The organism is Roseixanthobacter psychrophilus (genome assembly GCF_043195195.1).
In the GTDB taxonomy this organism is placed as follows: Bacteria; Pseudomonadota; Alphaproteobacteria; order Rhizobiales; family Xanthobacteraceae; genus NCEH01.
The window spans coordinates 21,008-36,561 of sequence record NZ_JBAFWT010000028.1; the positions used below are offsets into that span (position 1 = coordinate 21,008).

Annotated in this window: 16 protein-coding genes; all 16 read left to right on the top strand. The window is 63.3% G+C overall.

Annotation, left to right across the window (positions count from 1 at the left end):
- Nucleotides 1-100 precede the first annotated feature (100 nt).
- On the top strand, nt 101-592 hold the full coding sequence (locus V5F77_RS20360; RefSeq protein ID WP_429007172.1) for a phage regulatory CII family protein: 492 nt from the start codon (nt 101-103) through the stop codon (nt 590-592).
- Between the two features lie 262 nt (nt 593-854).
- On the top strand, nt 855-1,232 hold the full coding sequence (locus V5F77_RS20365) for a hypothetical protein (RefSeq protein ID WP_429007173.1): 378 nt from the start codon (nt 855-857) through the stop codon (nt 1,230-1,232).
- Nucleotides 1,233-1,235: 3 nt separating this feature from the next.
- The gene (locus tag V5F77_RS20370; RefSeq protein WP_429007174.1) at nt 1,236-1,460 is read left to right on the top strand and encodes a hypothetical protein; all 225 of its coding nucleotides are present in this window, start codon (nt 1,236-1,238) and stop codon (nt 1,458-1,460) included.
- Entirely contained in the window at nt 1,457-2,686 is a 1,230-nt protein-coding gene (locus tag V5F77_RS20375; RefSeq protein WP_429007175.1) for a DUF7146 domain-containing protein, read from the top strand. Before V5F77_RS20370 ends, V5F77_RS20375 begins: the two co-directional genes overlap by 4 nt.
- Nucleotides 2,683-4,005, top strand: a complete 1,323-nt coding sequence (locus V5F77_RS20380) for a DNA-methyltransferase (RefSeq protein ID WP_429007176.1) — start codon at nt 2,683-2,685, stop codon at nt 4,003-4,005. Before V5F77_RS20375 ends, V5F77_RS20380 begins: the two co-directional genes overlap by 4 nt.
- Nucleotides 4,002-5,516 (top strand): primase-helicase family protein, encoded by a 1,515-nt coding sequence (locus tag V5F77_RS20385; protein ID WP_429007177.1) that lies wholly within the window; start codon nt 4,002-4,004, stop codon nt 5,514-5,516. The genes V5F77_RS20380 and V5F77_RS20385 overlap by 4 nt, the downstream gene beginning before the upstream one ends.
- 335 nt (nt 5,517-5,851) lie before the next feature.
- Nucleotides 5,852-6,724, top strand: a complete 873-nt coding sequence (locus V5F77_RS20390) for a hypothetical protein (protein WP_429007178.1) — start codon at nt 5,852-5,854, stop codon at nt 6,722-6,724.
- A gap of 96 nt (nt 6,725-6,820) precedes the next feature.
- On the top strand, nt 6,821-7,186 hold the full coding sequence (locus V5F77_RS20395; protein WP_429007179.1) for an HNH endonuclease: 366 nt from the start codon (nt 6,821-6,823) through the stop codon (nt 7,184-7,186).
- Nucleotides 7,187-7,329: 143 nt separating this feature from the next.
- Complete coding sequence (locus V5F77_RS20400; RefSeq protein ID WP_429007180.1) at nt 7,330-7,902, top strand: phage terminase small subunit P27 family; 573 nt, start codon at nt 7,330-7,332, stop codon at nt 7,900-7,902.
- Between the two features lie 3 nt (nt 7,903-7,905).
- Complete coding sequence (locus V5F77_RS20405; RefSeq protein ID WP_429007181.1) at nt 7,906-9,666, top strand: terminase large subunit; 1,761 nt, start codon at nt 7,906-7,908, stop codon at nt 9,664-9,666.
- Entirely contained in the window at nt 9,663-10,907 is a 1,245-nt protein-coding gene (locus V5F77_RS20410) for a phage portal protein (protein ID WP_429007182.1), read from the top strand. Before V5F77_RS20405 ends, V5F77_RS20410 begins: the two co-directional genes overlap by 4 nt.
- Nucleotides 10,908-10,917: 10 nt before the next feature.
- Nucleotides 10,918-11,604, top strand: a complete 687-nt coding sequence (locus tag V5F77_RS20415; protein WP_429007183.1) for an HK97 family phage prohead protease — start codon at nt 10,918-10,920, stop codon at nt 11,602-11,604.
- Between the two features lie 27 nt (nt 11,605-11,631).
- A complete protein-coding gene (locus tag V5F77_RS20420; RefSeq protein WP_429007184.1) occupies nt 11,632-12,858 on the top strand; it encodes a phage major capsid protein in 1,227 nt (408 codons plus the stop codon).
- Nucleotides 12,859-13,043: 185 nt separating this feature from the next.
- Entirely contained in the window at nt 13,044-13,247 is a 204-nt protein-coding gene (locus tag V5F77_RS20425; RefSeq protein ID WP_429007185.1) for a DNA-binding protein, read from the top strand.
- Between the two features lie 56 nt (nt 13,248-13,303).
- Nucleotides 13,304-14,803 carry a primase-helicase family protein gene (locus tag V5F77_RS20430; protein ID WP_429007186.1) on the top strand — a complete coding sequence of 500 codons (1,500 nt, stop codon included), beginning with the start codon at nt 13,304-13,306 and terminating at the stop codon, nt 14,801-14,803.
- 504 nt (nt 14,804-15,307) lie between these two features.
- Entirely contained in the window at nt 15,308-15,526 is a 219-nt protein-coding gene (locus V5F77_RS20435; protein ID WP_429007187.1) for a hypothetical protein, read from the top strand.
- The last annotated feature ends 28 nt before the right edge of the window (nt 15,527-15,554 follow it).

A 15,554-nucleotide genomic window follows, 5' to 3' on the forward strand; every position in this document is an offset into this window, starting at 1 on the left:
CCCTCTTGTTGCGGCGGGCAACCGCTCCGCCGTGATCGGACCTTCAGACAGTCTCACCTAACCTTCGTTTTCGGAACGAAAAAGCAGAGGATCTTTTTTCGTGAGCGATATTGCTTTGCCTGATGGCCTGATCCCGCTCATCAAGAGCACCACCCGCGCGGCGGTTACCGCCTGCGTCGTGCCCGGTTCCACCGGCCCGCAACGCGTGGAGCAACTGACGGGCTATTCCGCCGGCACCATCAGCCGATGGGGCGGCGATGCCCACAAGGACCTCGCCTCGCTCGAGGCCGTGTTCCTGATGGAATTTGTCTCGCAGAAGCCGGTGTTTGCCCGCGCTCTGGCGGCGCTGACCGGCCACCGGCTGGTGCCGATCGAAGACGGGGAACAGGCCGACGATCTCATCGGCGATCTGGTGCGCACCTCCGGTTCGGGCGGGCGCGTCACCACCGTGCTGGGGGCCGCCCTCGCGGATGGCGTCGTGACCCCGCGCGAGCGGGAGGATGTGCGCCGGGCGGTGTCCGAGCACGTGAGCCACCTCACGGCCCTGGAGCGCAAGCTTGCCGGCCTGCCGCTCGCGGACGGCGAGGGCTGACATGGGCGATCTTTTCCCATTGACGCACCGTGGCACGCCGGGCGGCCCTCGCGCGGCACAGGTCGTCGCGTGCCATCGGTGCCCGGTGGAAAAGGTCGTGTTCGCCCACAATGGACGCTTCCCGGAACACACGCTTGTTGCGCGTTTCGAGAAGTGGGGTTGGGGCATAAGCCGGGACGGTGCCCACCTCTGCCCGGCCTGCCGCACCAAGGAAATCGCCGCGCGCCGCGCCGACCGCACCCCATCACCGGAGGAAAAACCCATGGCTGCGGCACCTGCGCCGAGCGCCTCGCCGAACGCGTCCGGCGCCATCGTCGAGCTCTACATGCTGCTTGACGACAAATACCAACGGGCGCGCAAGGCCTACATGGCCGGCTATTCCGATGAGCGGATCGCCAAGGAACTCGGCTTGTCGGTCACCGTGGTGGCGGAGCGGCGCGAGAAGGACTTCGGCCCCGTGGTCGTGGATACCACGCTCGAGGAGCTGGCCAAGGCCAGGGCCGCCTTGGCGGAGGGGTTGGCCGAAGTCCGCAAAGCGGCGACCAATCTGGCCGGGCTCGCGGGGCATGCTGAACGGCGTCTCGGCGATATGGACAAGTTGGTGTCGCGCCTCACCGCCACCGACGCGGTGCAGGGCTGAATCATGCGCCAGCCCGTCGTCATCCGCCTCGATGCGCTTTACGCCCGCCGCGCGCCGGCGGCCCGCCGCATGGCCAAGCGCGGCTATGTGCTGTGGGAAATCGCCGCCTGCCTGCGCCTGTCGCGCGAGCGGGTGCACCAGGCCCTCGCGGGCCATGCCGCCAACGGGCGCGTGTGGTCGCAGCGCGAGCGCAATCTGATGGCGCGGGCGGGGAGGGCGCAGGCATGAGCGGCGAGCGTGACCCCGATTTTGACGCATGGGTGGACGATGCCCGCGCGGTGACGGTGGCTGAGGTGGTGGCGCAGCGCGGCATCCGCCTGGGAAAAGGCGCGGTGGAGCGGGTCGGGCCGTGCCCGGTGTGCGGCGGCACCGACCGATTCGGGATCAACACGCGCAAGAACGTGTTCTTTTGCCGGGGCGCGGGGCAGGGCGGCGATGCCATCGCCCTGGTGCAATATCTCGACGGCGCGGATTTTCTCGGCGCCTGCGAAACCCTGACGGGCCGCGCGCCGCTGCGCGGCGAGGGCACGCGCGCCAGCCCGGAGGAACTCGCCGCGCGGATCGAGGCACGCCGGGCTAAAGAGGCCAAGCGAGAGGCTATCTCCGACAAGCATCGCGAGCATGAGCGCAAGGCTCTCTACGCCATGTGGCGCGGCGCTCGGGTCGCGGCCTTTTCGCCGGTGCAGGACTATCTCGACCTGCGGGGCCTCGCCTTGCCGCGCGGTGCTGGGCTGCGGTTTCTGCCGGACGCGCCCTATTTCCATGGGCGCGAGGATGATGGCCGGGGCCGCACGTGCCCGCGCGTCATCCATAGCGGCCCGGCCATGCTCGCGCCCATCACCGATGCGGACGGCGTGTTCCGCGGCCTGCATTGCACCTGGTTGGACCTCGACCAGCCGAAGGGCAAGGCGGTCATCGCAGATCCCGAAACGGGCGAGGTGTTGGCGGCGAAGAAGGTGCGCGGCAGCAAACAGGGCGGGCGCATCCTGCTGGTGAAAGCGCCATTGGGCGCGCCGGAATGGCAGATCGCGGGCGAGGGCATAGAGACGGTGCTTGCCGTCTGGTGGGCGCTGGTGGCGACCGGCGCGGACCTGCGCAACATCGAATTCGTCTCGGGGATCGACCTGGGCAATCTGTCCGGCCGCGCCACTGAGACGGTGCCCCATCCGACCGCCACCCGTACCGATGTGCAGGGCCGCGTGAGCACCTGCAAGGTTCCTGGCCCGGTGCCGGACATGGACAGCCCGGCCATGTGCGTGCCGCCGGAGATCAAGCGCCTGACCTTGCTGGGGGACGGGGACAGCGACCCCTTCACGACGCTTTGCGCGATGGAGCGCGCCCGCGCCCGCCACGCCGCGCGCGTGCCCGAGGTGGCCGTTGCGTGGCCTCCGGAAGGGATGGATTTCAACGACATGCTGCGCCCCGCGGCGCGGACAGAGGGGGAAGCGGCATGAGCGCGCCTGAGCTTTTCCTTGGCGGGCGGGTAGCGCTATGGCGCGGCGACGTGCGCGAGATGCTCGCCGCCATGGAGCCGGATAGCGTCGATTGCGTCGTCACCAGTCCGCCCTATTGGGGCCTGCGGGATTATGGTGTCGCCGGGCAGATCGGCCTGGAGCCGACGCTTGGTGAGCATCTCTCCGTGATGGTGGATGTGTTCCGCGCCGTGCGGCGGGTGCTCAAGCCGTCTGGCACATGCTGGATCAATTATGGCGATTGCTACGCCACCTCTCCCAATGGGCGCAGCGCCGCCGATGTGAAGGCCGCAGGCAAGGATGACCGGACCTTCCGGGATAAGCCGTTCTCGACCATCGGGGCGATCTATTGTCCTGACGCTACCGCAGGCGGTTATCGGGGTGGCACGAAGAACCTTAATAATCCCGCGGGTAGGGTAGTCGCCGGCGGATTCTTGAAGCCCAAAGACCTCTGCATGGTGCCGAACCGCCTCGCTATCGCCTTGCAGGATGATGGATGGTGGGTGCGCGCGGAAATCGTGTGGGCAAAGCCGAATCCAATGCCCGAAAGCATTCGGGATCGGCCCGCGACCGCGCATGAAAAGGTGTTCCTGCTCTCGAAAAGCGAGCGCTATTTCTACGATGCCGAGGCGGTGCGGCAAGGGAGGGTCTCGACCGGCGATTACAAGACTCCCGATGGTTGGGATACCGGTCCGGGCGGCCACGGGTCTGTGCACCGCGCGGGGCGAGAGAAGGGTGAAACCGTAGCAGCCAAGCGCGCCAAGCAGGCCGAGACCGCTGCCGCCGCCGCATCAGTAGGCGCGTCCAGCGGGCGCCGGATGGCGGGATTCAACGAGCGCTGGGATGCTGCGGAGAAAACCCGCGCCTCCGATGTCGCTGACCCGCGCCACACCGGCCACATCAATCACACCGGCATCGATGCGGTAGAGCGCGGCTCTCGCAACCTGCGCAACTACGAACCCGCGCCGCTCACTGTCTGGCCTATCGCCACCAAGCCATTCAGCGAGGCACATTTCGCGACCTTTCCTCCAGAGTTGGCGGAACGCTGCATCCTCGCAGGCTGCCCAAAGGGCGGATCGATGCTCGATCCCTTTGGCGGCAGCGGCACCACGGCCATGGTGGCGCTGCGCCACGCGCGGCACGCCGCGCTGATCGAGCTTAACCCCGATTATGCCGATATGGCGCGCCGGCGGATCGAGCGCGATTGGATGGGGCCAAGCGCTCGCGCCGCGCGTTCATCGCGGGGGGGGGAAGAATCTTCCGCGCCCTTATTTGATGGAATTGCGGAGGCGGCGGAGTGACGTCAGCGCATTCGGAGCACACGCTTTCACCAGCGCCGGACCCTCACGCCGCCATTGCGGCGATTGTCCGAGCCACCAAGGCATCGCAACCCATCCCGGTCGCGCCGTTCGCAGATGAGGAACATCCCCAGCGTGTGCCGCGCAATGGTGGTTTTGACGTGGACAAGATGAACACGGAATGGGGCCTTGTCCTGATGGGCTCCAAGGCGGTGATCGTGCGCGAACAGGTCGCCGGTCCCATGGAAGACAGGCTGCGCCTGATCTCCGTGGACGCATTTCGGACCTGGTTTCTCAACTCCAGCACAGAAGTCGCCACCGGCGACGGAAAGGTGAGCGGCATGACCTGGGCAAAGCGCTGGCTCGCGCACAAGAAACGCCGCCAATTCGCGGGCATCGAATTCTTCCCGAATCCGGATGGGGTGCCGGGAACGCCTGGATATCTTAACCTCTGGCGCGGTTTCTCGGTCGAGCCGCGCGAGAAGGAAAACGGGTGGGCGATCCTGCGCGACCACATGCTGAACAATGTGTGCGAGGGAGATGAAGCCCTTTTTCGGTGGGTTTTTGGCTGGTTCGCGCACATGGTGCAGCGCCCGCGCGAGAGGGTGGGCACAGCGCTCGTGATGCGCGGCAAGATGGGCACAGGCAAGACCAAGGTGGGCGAGATCTTCGGATCGCTGTTTGCGGCCCATTATTTCGCCGTGGATGATCCCCGCTATGTGACGGGCCAATTCAACGCGCATATGGCCTCGTGCCTCCTGCTGCAGGCGGAGGAAGCCGTGTGGGCCGGCGACAAGGCCGCAGAAGGCCGGCTGAAGGGCCTTGTGACGTCCAAGTTCCAGATGATCGAGGCGAAGGGCATCGATCCCATCCGCCTGGATAATTTCGTGCGGCTGCTGATGACCTCTAATGAAGATTGGGTTGTACCGGCAGGCAAGGATGAACGCCGATTTTGCGTGCTCGATATCAATCCGAGATGTGCTCAGAACACGGAATATTTCCGGGAGATGGACGAGCAGCTTGCGGATGGCGGGCGCGAGGCGCTGCTGCACGATCTTATGACCTTCGATCTGTCGCAGATTGACTTGCGCAAGATTCCGCGCACCGGGGCACTGCTGGAACAGAAGCTGCGCAGCCTCGACAGCGTGGAAAGCTGGTGGTTCGAGCGCCTCGACCACGGCGCGCCCACATCCTCCGGCCGGCAATGGCCGGACATTCTGGCCACGCGCACGATGTTCGATGATTACATCCTTGTGGCCGACAAGGTCGGTGTGCGGCGAAAGAGCGAGTTCACCGCGTTCGGGATCAAGCTGAAGAAGCTTGTTCCAGGGTTGGACCGGGTGCGCCGATTTATCGAGACGGCGCCGGGTCTGATGGAACGCACATGGTGCTACGTGCTCCCGCCTCTTGAGGTGTGCCGTGCCGCCTTCCAGGCCGAAGTTGGGCAGGTGGTCGCCTGGGGCGTCATGGATGACGGCGAAGAGCCGAATGGCGCCGATGATTTTGAGCCGTGAGAGAGACGGGTTTGAAGGGGTAGAGGCTGTTGTGTCCTACCTGAGGTAGGACACGGATGCAAGGTAGGACACGCGCAAACCCTTGGTATCAAAGGCTGTGTCCTACCTGTCCTACCTGTCCTACCTATTTTCAGCCCCGTACACGTGTGCGCGCGCGTAAAAAGCGGCGGGCATTTCGCGCCGAAGGTCCCGCTCTCACGGCCGAATAGTGGTTTTTAGGTAGGACAGGTAGGACAGGTAGGACAGATACAGCGGTAGCAACGGTTTGCACGTGTCCTACCTCATTCAATTCTGTGGGTTGAGGTAGGACAGGTAGGACAGGGGAGGCGAGGGCGATGAGAGCGGTCGATATCGAGCATCTGGTGCGGTGGGCATACCGTGACGAACTGCCCAAGCAGCGCGAACTGGCGATGGACGCAGGCCGGGCGCCAGAGGGCTTTTGCGCCCCATGGGCCTCCGTGACCCGCGCGGGAGAAGAAATGGCGCTGATGCGCGAGCGCGATGCCATGAACTGCTATGGCCTGTTCCCGGATCTGGTCGAGCGCGGCGAGGCACACCCCGATGCAGTGTTGATTGCGCACGCGGTGGTGAATCTTCGTGACGGGGTGCCGGAGGCGCCGGCAGGATGGAACCCGCTCTCGGACCTCGGCGACCTCGGCGCGGATGGAGTGGCGGCCTGTGCCCGCGCATGGGCAATGCTGATGACGGTCGATGAGGAGGGCACGGCCCGCATGCGGCGGTCGCCGGCGGCCCTGGTGGTCCGCCACGCCATCCTCGGAGGTGCGCCACCCTGGGAGGCCGAGGTGCCGCGGCGCGTGCCAGTGACCCAATATGGCCGACCCAAGTGGTTCCGCCTCATCACCGAGGTGTCGGCCGGTGCGTTCGGGCCGGTGACGCATCAGATGGAGGTGGATGGCTTCGACCATGCGCGACGGCGCCCGTATCCAGGCGCCTATCAGCGCACGCTGCTGGTGCCTGACCCGAGCATCGCGGCATTGGCGCGGCTGGAATATGAGATCTGGCACGGTGCCCTGTGCCTGCTGGCCGTGAGGCTCGCTGGAACCATGTCCGCGCACCGCGTCCTGCCGCCAGCCCGCTCCTGCCGGCCGTGGGAACAGGCCGATGTGCCCGCCCGCGTCCTGCCATCGCTTCAAGCGATTCCGCAAATCGTTCGGCCCGCCAAAAGAAAGAATGCAATAGCCGCTTGACGTGCGACAGTTTCTTGGTTCATTACTTGTCACGGATAAAAGGAAACCCGGTTCGCCAGTCGCGAGCCGGGTTTTTTCGTTCAGGTGGGAGGATCGATGCCGAAGCTACCGGCTATGTTCCGCCCCATCACCAGACCTCGCGAGCAAGCCAACCGCGACTATGACGCGCGCCGCACCGCGCAGAAGCCTTGGCGCCGTTGGTATTGGTCGCAGCGTTGGCGCAACATCGCCAAGCATCACCTTGCGTGCGAACCGCTGTGCCGCATGTGCTCCGAGCGCGGCGACGTGGTGCCGGCCACCCATTGTGATCACGTCATTCCACACCATGGCGACACCTTCCTGTTCTGGGAAGGCGAGCGCCAATCGTTGTGCGAGACCTGCCACAACCGCGACAAGCAGCGCGAAGAGGCGGGCCTTAGGGCTCCAGAGACAGGAGGCGCGACCGCCGGGCGCCGCCGCTGACCCCGAAATCAGGGGTGGGGGGGGAGGTCGAAAGCTCCACCCCCTGCGCCTCCGCACCGGTGGAGGAGTCGCGCGTATCGCGGCGCAGGTTTCCGAAAACTTTTTTTTGCCAGGGTCTTAGTGCTTTGGCGATGTGAGGTCACATGTCTCCTCGTGGACCAAAGCCACAACCGGCAAGCGTCAAGCTGGCGAAGGGGAATACGGGTCGGCGGCCCATCGTCGACGATGGATCGCTTGTGGATGGGGATGCGCCCGCCACCCCGACGATTCGGCCCCCGTCGTGGTTGAAGAAAGAGGGGCTGAAGGTTTGGGAGCGCCTTGCGCCGCGCCTGATCGCCCTGCGCCTGCTCGGCCCCGCCGATGTTGAGACCTTCGGCCGATACTGCCGCAACTTCGCGCGCTGGCTCAAGATGCAGGACACGCTCGACAAGGAAGGCGAGACCTATGAAAGCGAGAGCGCGCACGGAAAGCTGAAGCGCGCTCACCCTGCCTTTCTGATTTCCGACCGCCTCGATCGCAAGTTGGAATCCGTCGAGGATCGATTCGGGCTCAACCCCGCCGAGCGGCAGCGCATCATGGTATCGCGCGCCGCCGCCGGCGCGCAGGGCGAAATGCCTCTGTCCGGCGGCCGCAATCCAGCATCCAAGCCAGCGGCAAAGCCAGCAGCTGCCGCACAGGCGCCCAAGGCGAAGTCACCCATCGGTCTGTTGCAGTAGTTGATGGCAGTTCAGCGAGGGTCAGCGGCGCGCCGGCGGCCAAGAACCCGGCCACGGGCTGTTCCCGCAGCGGCGATATGGGACGCCAAGCAGTTTGTCTGGACGCTTGACGGCTATTGGTATGATGAGCGCGCCGCCGACGCGGCAGTGAACTTCTTTCCCGAGTACCTGGTGCTCACCACCGGGGAATGGGCGGGGCAGCCCTTCGTGCTCGCCGACTGGCAGGAGCACGATATTGTACGGCCCCTGTTCGGCTGGAAGCGGCCGGACGGAACCCGCCGATATCGCCGCTGCTATGTGTGGGTGCCGCGCAAGAACGGCAAGACGGAACTCGCCGCCGGCATCGCCCTTCTGTTGTTGCTGGGTGACGCGGAAGAAATGGGCGAGGTTTATTCCATCGCCACGGACAAGACACAGGCCCGGATCGTCTTCGACAAGGCGACGGCCATGGTGAACAAGTCCGAGGTCCTGGCGCACTATCTCGATTGTTTCGAACCGTCGATATATTGCGCAGCACTAAACGCCGCCTTCAAACCGATGAGCGGTCGGAGCAAGGGTAAGCACGGCTTCAATACGTCCGGCCTCGTAGGCGATGAAATTCACGAATGGTCGAGTGGCGCGCTCTACCAGTTCATGCACGATTCGGAATCGGCCCGGCGTCAGCCGCTGGAATTCCTGATTTCCACGGCGGGCACCAAGGGTGGGTATGGTGAAGAGGTGTGGGTCGAGTGCCAGAAAATCCTCGACGGCACCACGTTGGACCCGGAGACGCTGGTGGTCATCTACGCCGCCTGCGAAGAAGACGATTGGACCGATCCGAAGGTGTGGGCGAAGGCAAACCCGAACCTCGGCGTCTCAAAAAAATTGGACGTGATGCAGACGGAATGCCGCCGCGCGCAGGAATCGCCGCGGCTGGAAAACGGCTTCAAGTGCTTCCAGCTGAATCTGTGGTCAGATCAGGCGGTGCGGTGGCTTCCGATCAACCGCGTTGACGACGATGGCAATCGCTTCGGATGGGACCATTGCATCGGGCCAGTGCCTTGGCAGGATCTGCCACAGCACCTCATCGGCAAGCGATGCTTCGGCGGGCTCGATCTTTCTGCCATCGTGGATCTGTCGGCCCTCGTGTGGTGGTTCCCGGCGCAGCCAGGCCTTCCGCTCCCGGTGGCGTTGCCACGCTTTTTTAAGCCGGACGCGCTGCTGAAGGAGCACGGAGAGCGAGACAAGCTTCCGTATCACCAGTGGGCAAATCCGAAGGAAGGGCCGGCGGCGCTGCTGACCACGCCTGGAAATGTGGTGGATTACGAGTTCATCCGCCGTCAGATCCTGCTGGACGGCGAGCATTTCAAGATCGCCCACGTCGGAAAGATCAAGCGCGAACCGCACGAAGTGGGCCTCGCCATCGACCGTTGGAACGCGGTCGAGACCGCCGTGAAGCTCGAACAGGAGGGCTTGCCGGTGGGTCTGTTCGGCCAGGGCTTCGCGTCGATGTCGGCGCCCTCGAAAGAGTTGGAGCGCCTGGTGCTCTGCAACGGATTTCACCATGGCGGTCACCCGATTCTGCGGCGCCATGCGCAGGTGGTGCCAGTGGAACAGGACGCCGCCGACAACATCAAGCCAGCCAAGAACAAGGCCACCGAACGCATCGACGGCATCGTCGCGACGGTGATGGCACTCGGCATCGCATTGCAGGATCAGGGGGAGGATGGCGGATTGGATGACTATCTCGCCAGCCTCAAGGTCAAGGATGGGGTTGCGGCATGAAGCTCTGGCAGAAAGCCGTCACCTTCGTCCGGCGATCCCCGAGCCTGACCGAGCCCGGCGGTTGGCGGTCATCCGATGGCGAGGCGGCGTCGGGCGAGAGCGTCACGGAAAACAGCGTGCTCGCGCTATCCGCCGCATGGGCCTGCGTCAACATACTGAGCGGAACCCAAGCGTCGCTGCCGCTGATGGTCTATCGCACCGCCGGCAATGGTGCCCGTACCGTCGCCATAGACCATCCCCTGTACCGGATTCTGCATCACAGCCCCAATGCCGAGCAGACGGCCTATGATTTTTGGGAGTTCGGCACCGCCTCCCTCGAACTGCGGGGCAATTTTTTCGCGCTCAAGGATACGGTGGGTGACCGACTTGTCGGGCTCACTCCCATCGCCGCCCCGGTAGACGTAACGCGCGACCGTGGCGCTCTGCGGTATCGCTGGAGCGAGGACGGTCGCGCATATGATGAAGGTCCGGCGCGCGTCCTGCACATCCGCGGCTTCGGTGGGTCACCCTTAGGTGGCATGTCCACCCTGGCATTTGGTCGCAATACCTTCGGGCTTGCCTCCGCCATCGACCGCACCGCCGGCGCCACCTTCAAGAATGGCCTGCGCCCCTCGGGCGTCCTGACGTTCCCGACTTTCCTTAAGCCCGATCAGCGCAAGATCGCCGAAGAGGACATGGCGGCGAAGTTCGTGGGCGCTATGAACGCCGGCCGGCCCATGGTGCTGGAAGGCGGCACCACATGGCAGGCGCTCACGCTCAACCCTGAAGATGCGCAGATGCTGCAATCGCGGGGGTTCTCGGTCGAAGAGGTCTGCCGCTTCTTCGGCGTCCCCCCCTTCATGGTCGGACACACGGTGAAGTCCACAAGCTTCGGCACGGGGCTGGAACAGCAGATCCTCGGCTTCCAGAAATTCAGCCTGCGCAAGCGCCTGCGCCGGATCGAAATGGCGTTGATGAAGCAACTGCTGAGCCCTGCCGATTGGGCCGCCGGCATCATCATCGAATTTAACCTTGAAGGGCTGCTGCGCGGCGACAGCGCGGCACGGGCGGCCTTCTACACGGCGCTGCTGAGTGCGGGCGTGATGACCATCAACGAGGTCCGCGCCCTGGAGAATCTGCCGCCAGTCGAGGGTGGCGACGTGCCCCGCATGCAGATGCAGAACGTGCCGATCACGCAAGCCGCCCCGATTGGACACAACGGCGGTCCGCCGCTCGCGGACGATGAAGCCGAAGCCGCATAAGGATTCCGCTATGCTTCACATGAAGACCGACGCTTTCGCCGTCGAAACCAAGAACAGCGGCGTTTTCCTCGATCAGAAATCCATTTCCGACAGCGGCGTGATCGAGGGGTATGGGTCTGTCTTCGGCGTGGTGGATAGCTACAACGAGGTGGTCGAGCCCGGCGCCTTCGTCGCGTCTCTGGTCGAGGCGAGCCGCAGGGGCCGCAAGGTCAAGATGCTCTGGCAGCACGATCCCATGCAGCCCATCGGCGTGTGGGACGATCTGTCGGAAGACAAGAAGGGCCTTTACGTCAAGGGCCGGCTGCTCAAGGACGTGCTGCCGCGCGCCGCTGAAGCATATGCCATGCTCAAGGAAGAGGCCCTCGATGGTCTCTCCATCGGCTACCGCACCATTGAGACGGCGCCGCATGAGGACAAGCAAGGCGTGCTCTTGCTGAAAAAGCTGGATCTTCGCGAAGTCAGCATCGTCACCTTCGCCGCGAACGAGCGGGCGCGGGTTGAAATGGTGAAATCCCTTGTGGCCGGCGGCAAGTTGCCGACCGTCCGTGAATTTGAGGAACACCTGCGGGATGCGGGTTTCTCAAAGAGCCTTGCTGCGGCCATCGCCGGCAAGGCGGCGCCGCATCTTCGGGGGGAGCCCGAGGCGAAGGCGAATGAAGCCACGGCCTTTCTGGAAGCCCTCCTGAAGGCCCGCTGAATCTCTCTGCCCCGAAAGGCAATCGCAATGCACATCACCCATCGCACCGTTGCGGCGGGCGGAATCGCTTGGCTCGCGTCCGCCGCCATCGGCCCCCGCATCTGTTTTGACCGCCCCAACGAGGGGCAGACCACCAAGTCCGCCGAACAATTGGCGGCTGACGTGACCGAACAGTTCAAGAAGAGCTTCGATGCCGTGAAGGAGATCGCCGAAAAGGCGCTCACCGAGGCGGGGAAGGGCGTCACCATGTCGACGTCTCTGAAGGAGAAGGCCGACGAAGCCCTGCTCAAGATGAACGGCCTGCAGGAACAGGTCGCCGCGTATGAGCAGCAGATGGCCCAGGCGCTGCGCGGCGGTGCCGAGGCCGAGGAAAAGAGCCTCGGTCAACAGTTCATCGACAGCGCGGAGGTAAAAGCCTTCTGCGCCAAGTCGCAGCCGCGCGGCCGGGTGGACTACCAGACCAAGGCCACCATCACCTCCGCCACCACTAACGCCGCCGGTTCCGCCGGCGCCGCCGTGAACCAGACCCGTCTTCCCGGCATCATCGCGCCGCCGGATCGCCGCATGACGGTGCGCGACCTGATCACCCCCGGTCGCATGGACGGCAGCACGCTCGAATATGTCCGCGAGACGGGCTTTACGAACTCTGCCTCGACCGTGGCGGAAGGGGCTGCAAAGCCGCAGTCGGACCTGAAGTTTGACCTGATGCAGACCGGCGCAAAAGTTATTGCGCATCACGCCAAGGCCTCGCGCCAGATCCTCGAGGATTTCGCGCAGCTCGCCTCCTATATCGACGGGCGGCTGCGGTATGGCCTCGCCTTCAAGGAAGAGGCGCAGCTCCTGAACGGTGACGGCACGGGTCAGAATCTCCTCGGCATCATCCCGCAGGCGACGGCCTTTGTGGCCCCGATCACCCTGACCGCCCCCACCAGCATCGACATGATGCGCCTCGCCATGCTGCAGGCCGCGCTGGCCGAACTCCCCGCGACGGGCCACGTCATGCACCCGATCGATTGGGCGTGGATCGAGACGCTGAAGGACGCCGAAGGCCGTTACATCATCGGCAACCCGCAGGGCACGCTCTCGCCCACGCTGTGGTCGCTGCCGGTGGTCACGACGCAATCCATCGCCCTCGACAAGTTCCTGACCGGTGCCTTCCGCCTCGGCGCGCAGGTGTTCGACCGGTGGATGGCGCGCGTCGAAATCGCCACCGAGAACGAGGATGATTTCATCAAGAATCTCGTGACCGTTTAATCTAAAGCGCCAAAATACCCTTATAAATCATACGCTTATGTATGATTTTTGTGGGTAAATTGGCGCTTTTTCTTTGGCCACATAGGGCAATCTAAGTACTTGGATTGTCAGCGAATATCACACATCCCCGGATAGGCCGTTACGCCTCATTTGCGCAACGGCCTGCGCATGTAAGGACGAAACGAATGGAGCAAAATCCGAAATCGGATGTGCTTGTTGGTGTGTCGGCAATCGCGGCTCACCTCGGCATGTCGGCACGCCAAGCGAAGCATCGGGTGCATCTGAATATGTTGCCGGTGTTTCGGATGGGTCGAACTGTCTGTGCCAGGAAAACCACCCTTAATGAGTGGATGGCTAAGCAGGAAGCTGAATCCACGAAGGTGGACTGATGGCTAAGGCCTCAGGGGGAAAACGCCCCCCACACCAAGCCATAGCGGAGATTGTCATGGGCGCGAGCGGAAGCACGCCGCCGACGGCGAAACCTGACGTTGCTGTTGCCGCCCATGTGGACGGCGCCAGTGTTTCGGCGCCGGGAGAAATCGGCCCCGAGCCTCGAAGCGGCGGCTTCGACGTGGAAGCGATGAACGGCGAGTTCTCATTGGTGTTGATGGGGAGTAAGTCGGTTGTGGTCCGGGTGCAAACCATCGGTCCTATAGAAGATCGTGTTCGCATCTTGGGCATAGACGCGTTTCGCATGTGGTTTCAGAACAGCTATACCGAGACGCGCGGGCCTGACGGCAAAACAAAAGGCATGACGTGGGCGGCGCGGTGGCTGGCACACGGCCAGCGGCGCCAATTCGCTGGCATCGAATTCTTCCCGAACCCGGATGGTGCGGAGACCACGCCCAGCTATCTCAACCTGTGGCGCGGTTTCTCGGTTGTGCCGTCCGCCACGGAAGGAAGTTATTCGATCTTCCGCGACCATGTGCTCAACAATGTCTGTCAAGGTGACGACGCACTGTTCCGGTGGGTATGGGCTTGGTTCGCCCATCTGTTGCAGCGTCCGCGCGAGCGCATCGGCACGGCCCTGGTATTGAGGGGAAAGAGGGGTAGCGGAAAGACCAAGGTGGGCGAGGTCATCGGCTCGCTAGTTGCCGCTCATTACTTCCTTGTGGATGATCCGCGCTATGTGACGGGCCAGTTCAACGCACACATGGCGGCGTGCCTTCTTCTCCAGGCGGAGGAGGCTGTGTGGGCGGGCGACAAGGTCGCGGAAGGACGGTTGAAGGGCCTCATCACGTCGCGCTTCCAGATGATCGAAGCGAAGGGGATAGACCCTATCCGGGTGGCAAATCACGTCCGCCTCATGATGACATCCAACGAAGACTGGGTTGTGCCCGCCGGTAAAGATGAGCGGAGATTCTGTGTGCTCGACGTAGATTCGCGATGCGCACAGAATTCGGGTTATTTCGCGGAGATGGAAGAGCAATTGGCGAGCGGTGGGCGAGAACGGCTTCTTCACGATCTTCTTTCGCTCGATGTGAACTCGGTCGATTTGCGGCGTATACCGAGGACGGGCGCGCTGCTTGAGCAAAAACTATTGTCTCTTGACTCGGTTGAAAGCTGGTGGCTTGAACGGCTTATGTCCGGAACGACGTTATCCGGTGGAGACACCTGGTTGTACGAGGTTCCGAGCTACAGCTTATTCGATGATTACATAGCGACGGCCGACAAGGTGGGTGTGCGGCGCAAGCGGGAGATGATTGCGTTCGGAATGAAGCTCTTCAAGCTTGTTCCGAACCTCGCGAAGAGCCGACCCTATATCGAGCGCGAGCGGGCTGTACCGAAGCGAGTATGGTGCTATAGAATGCCACCGCTTTCGCAGTGTCGAGAGGCATTCGTTGCTGAGGTCGGTCAAGAGATATCCTGGCCATATGATCCGGCTACAGAAGATGCCGATACTGATGTGCGAGAGAGCGAGTTTGATGGGGAAAGCGCGCTTTAGTCCAATCTCACATTGGACCAAGCGAGGTAGAGTGGACCCGTCAAACCTTTACCAGATCTAACCCCGTCCAATCTGTCCAATCTGTCTAAGCTTATCGCCTCGCGTGTGTGTGCGTGTGCGCGCGCGGCCGCACATTGAACGCACCGAGGTGAAGCGCTCTACCTTAATTCAGATTGGACAGATTAGACAGATTGGACCGCACTAGAGAACATCAGCGGCGGATACGGTCCAACCCTTCATTGTCATCCTAGACAGATCGGACCGGCCAAGCCGACGCGTGAATCGGCAGGGCAGGGGGGGAGGGCAAAGCTCAAAACCCCTCCGCCACCGCACCGGCTGGGAAGTCGCGCGTATCGCGGCGCAAGTTACCGAAAACTTTTTTTGTATCAACTGGTTATGCGATATCCGGTCTGCCGCGACGGGTGCCGCATGCCCTGTTGAGCCGGGCATACGGCCCGGCACGGCTCAACCACACATACTCGACCTCAAAAGGAGTGCGTACCAATGGCTGACGAAACTGTGGAAAAAATCCACCGCGCAATGGAAGCGGCAGTACATCTGCTTGACCTATCAAACATACCGCGTGACGCCATTTGCGATGGCTTCATATCTTGGTCGATTGTGTGGGCACGAACGATCCTCGGCCCGGCCGCATTGGCTGTTCATCTACGCAAGATCGCCGATCAACTGGACGGTCAGGCCGAGGGCACCGTTACGCATTGACTTGCAATCCTCCTGCGGCTCTGGCATC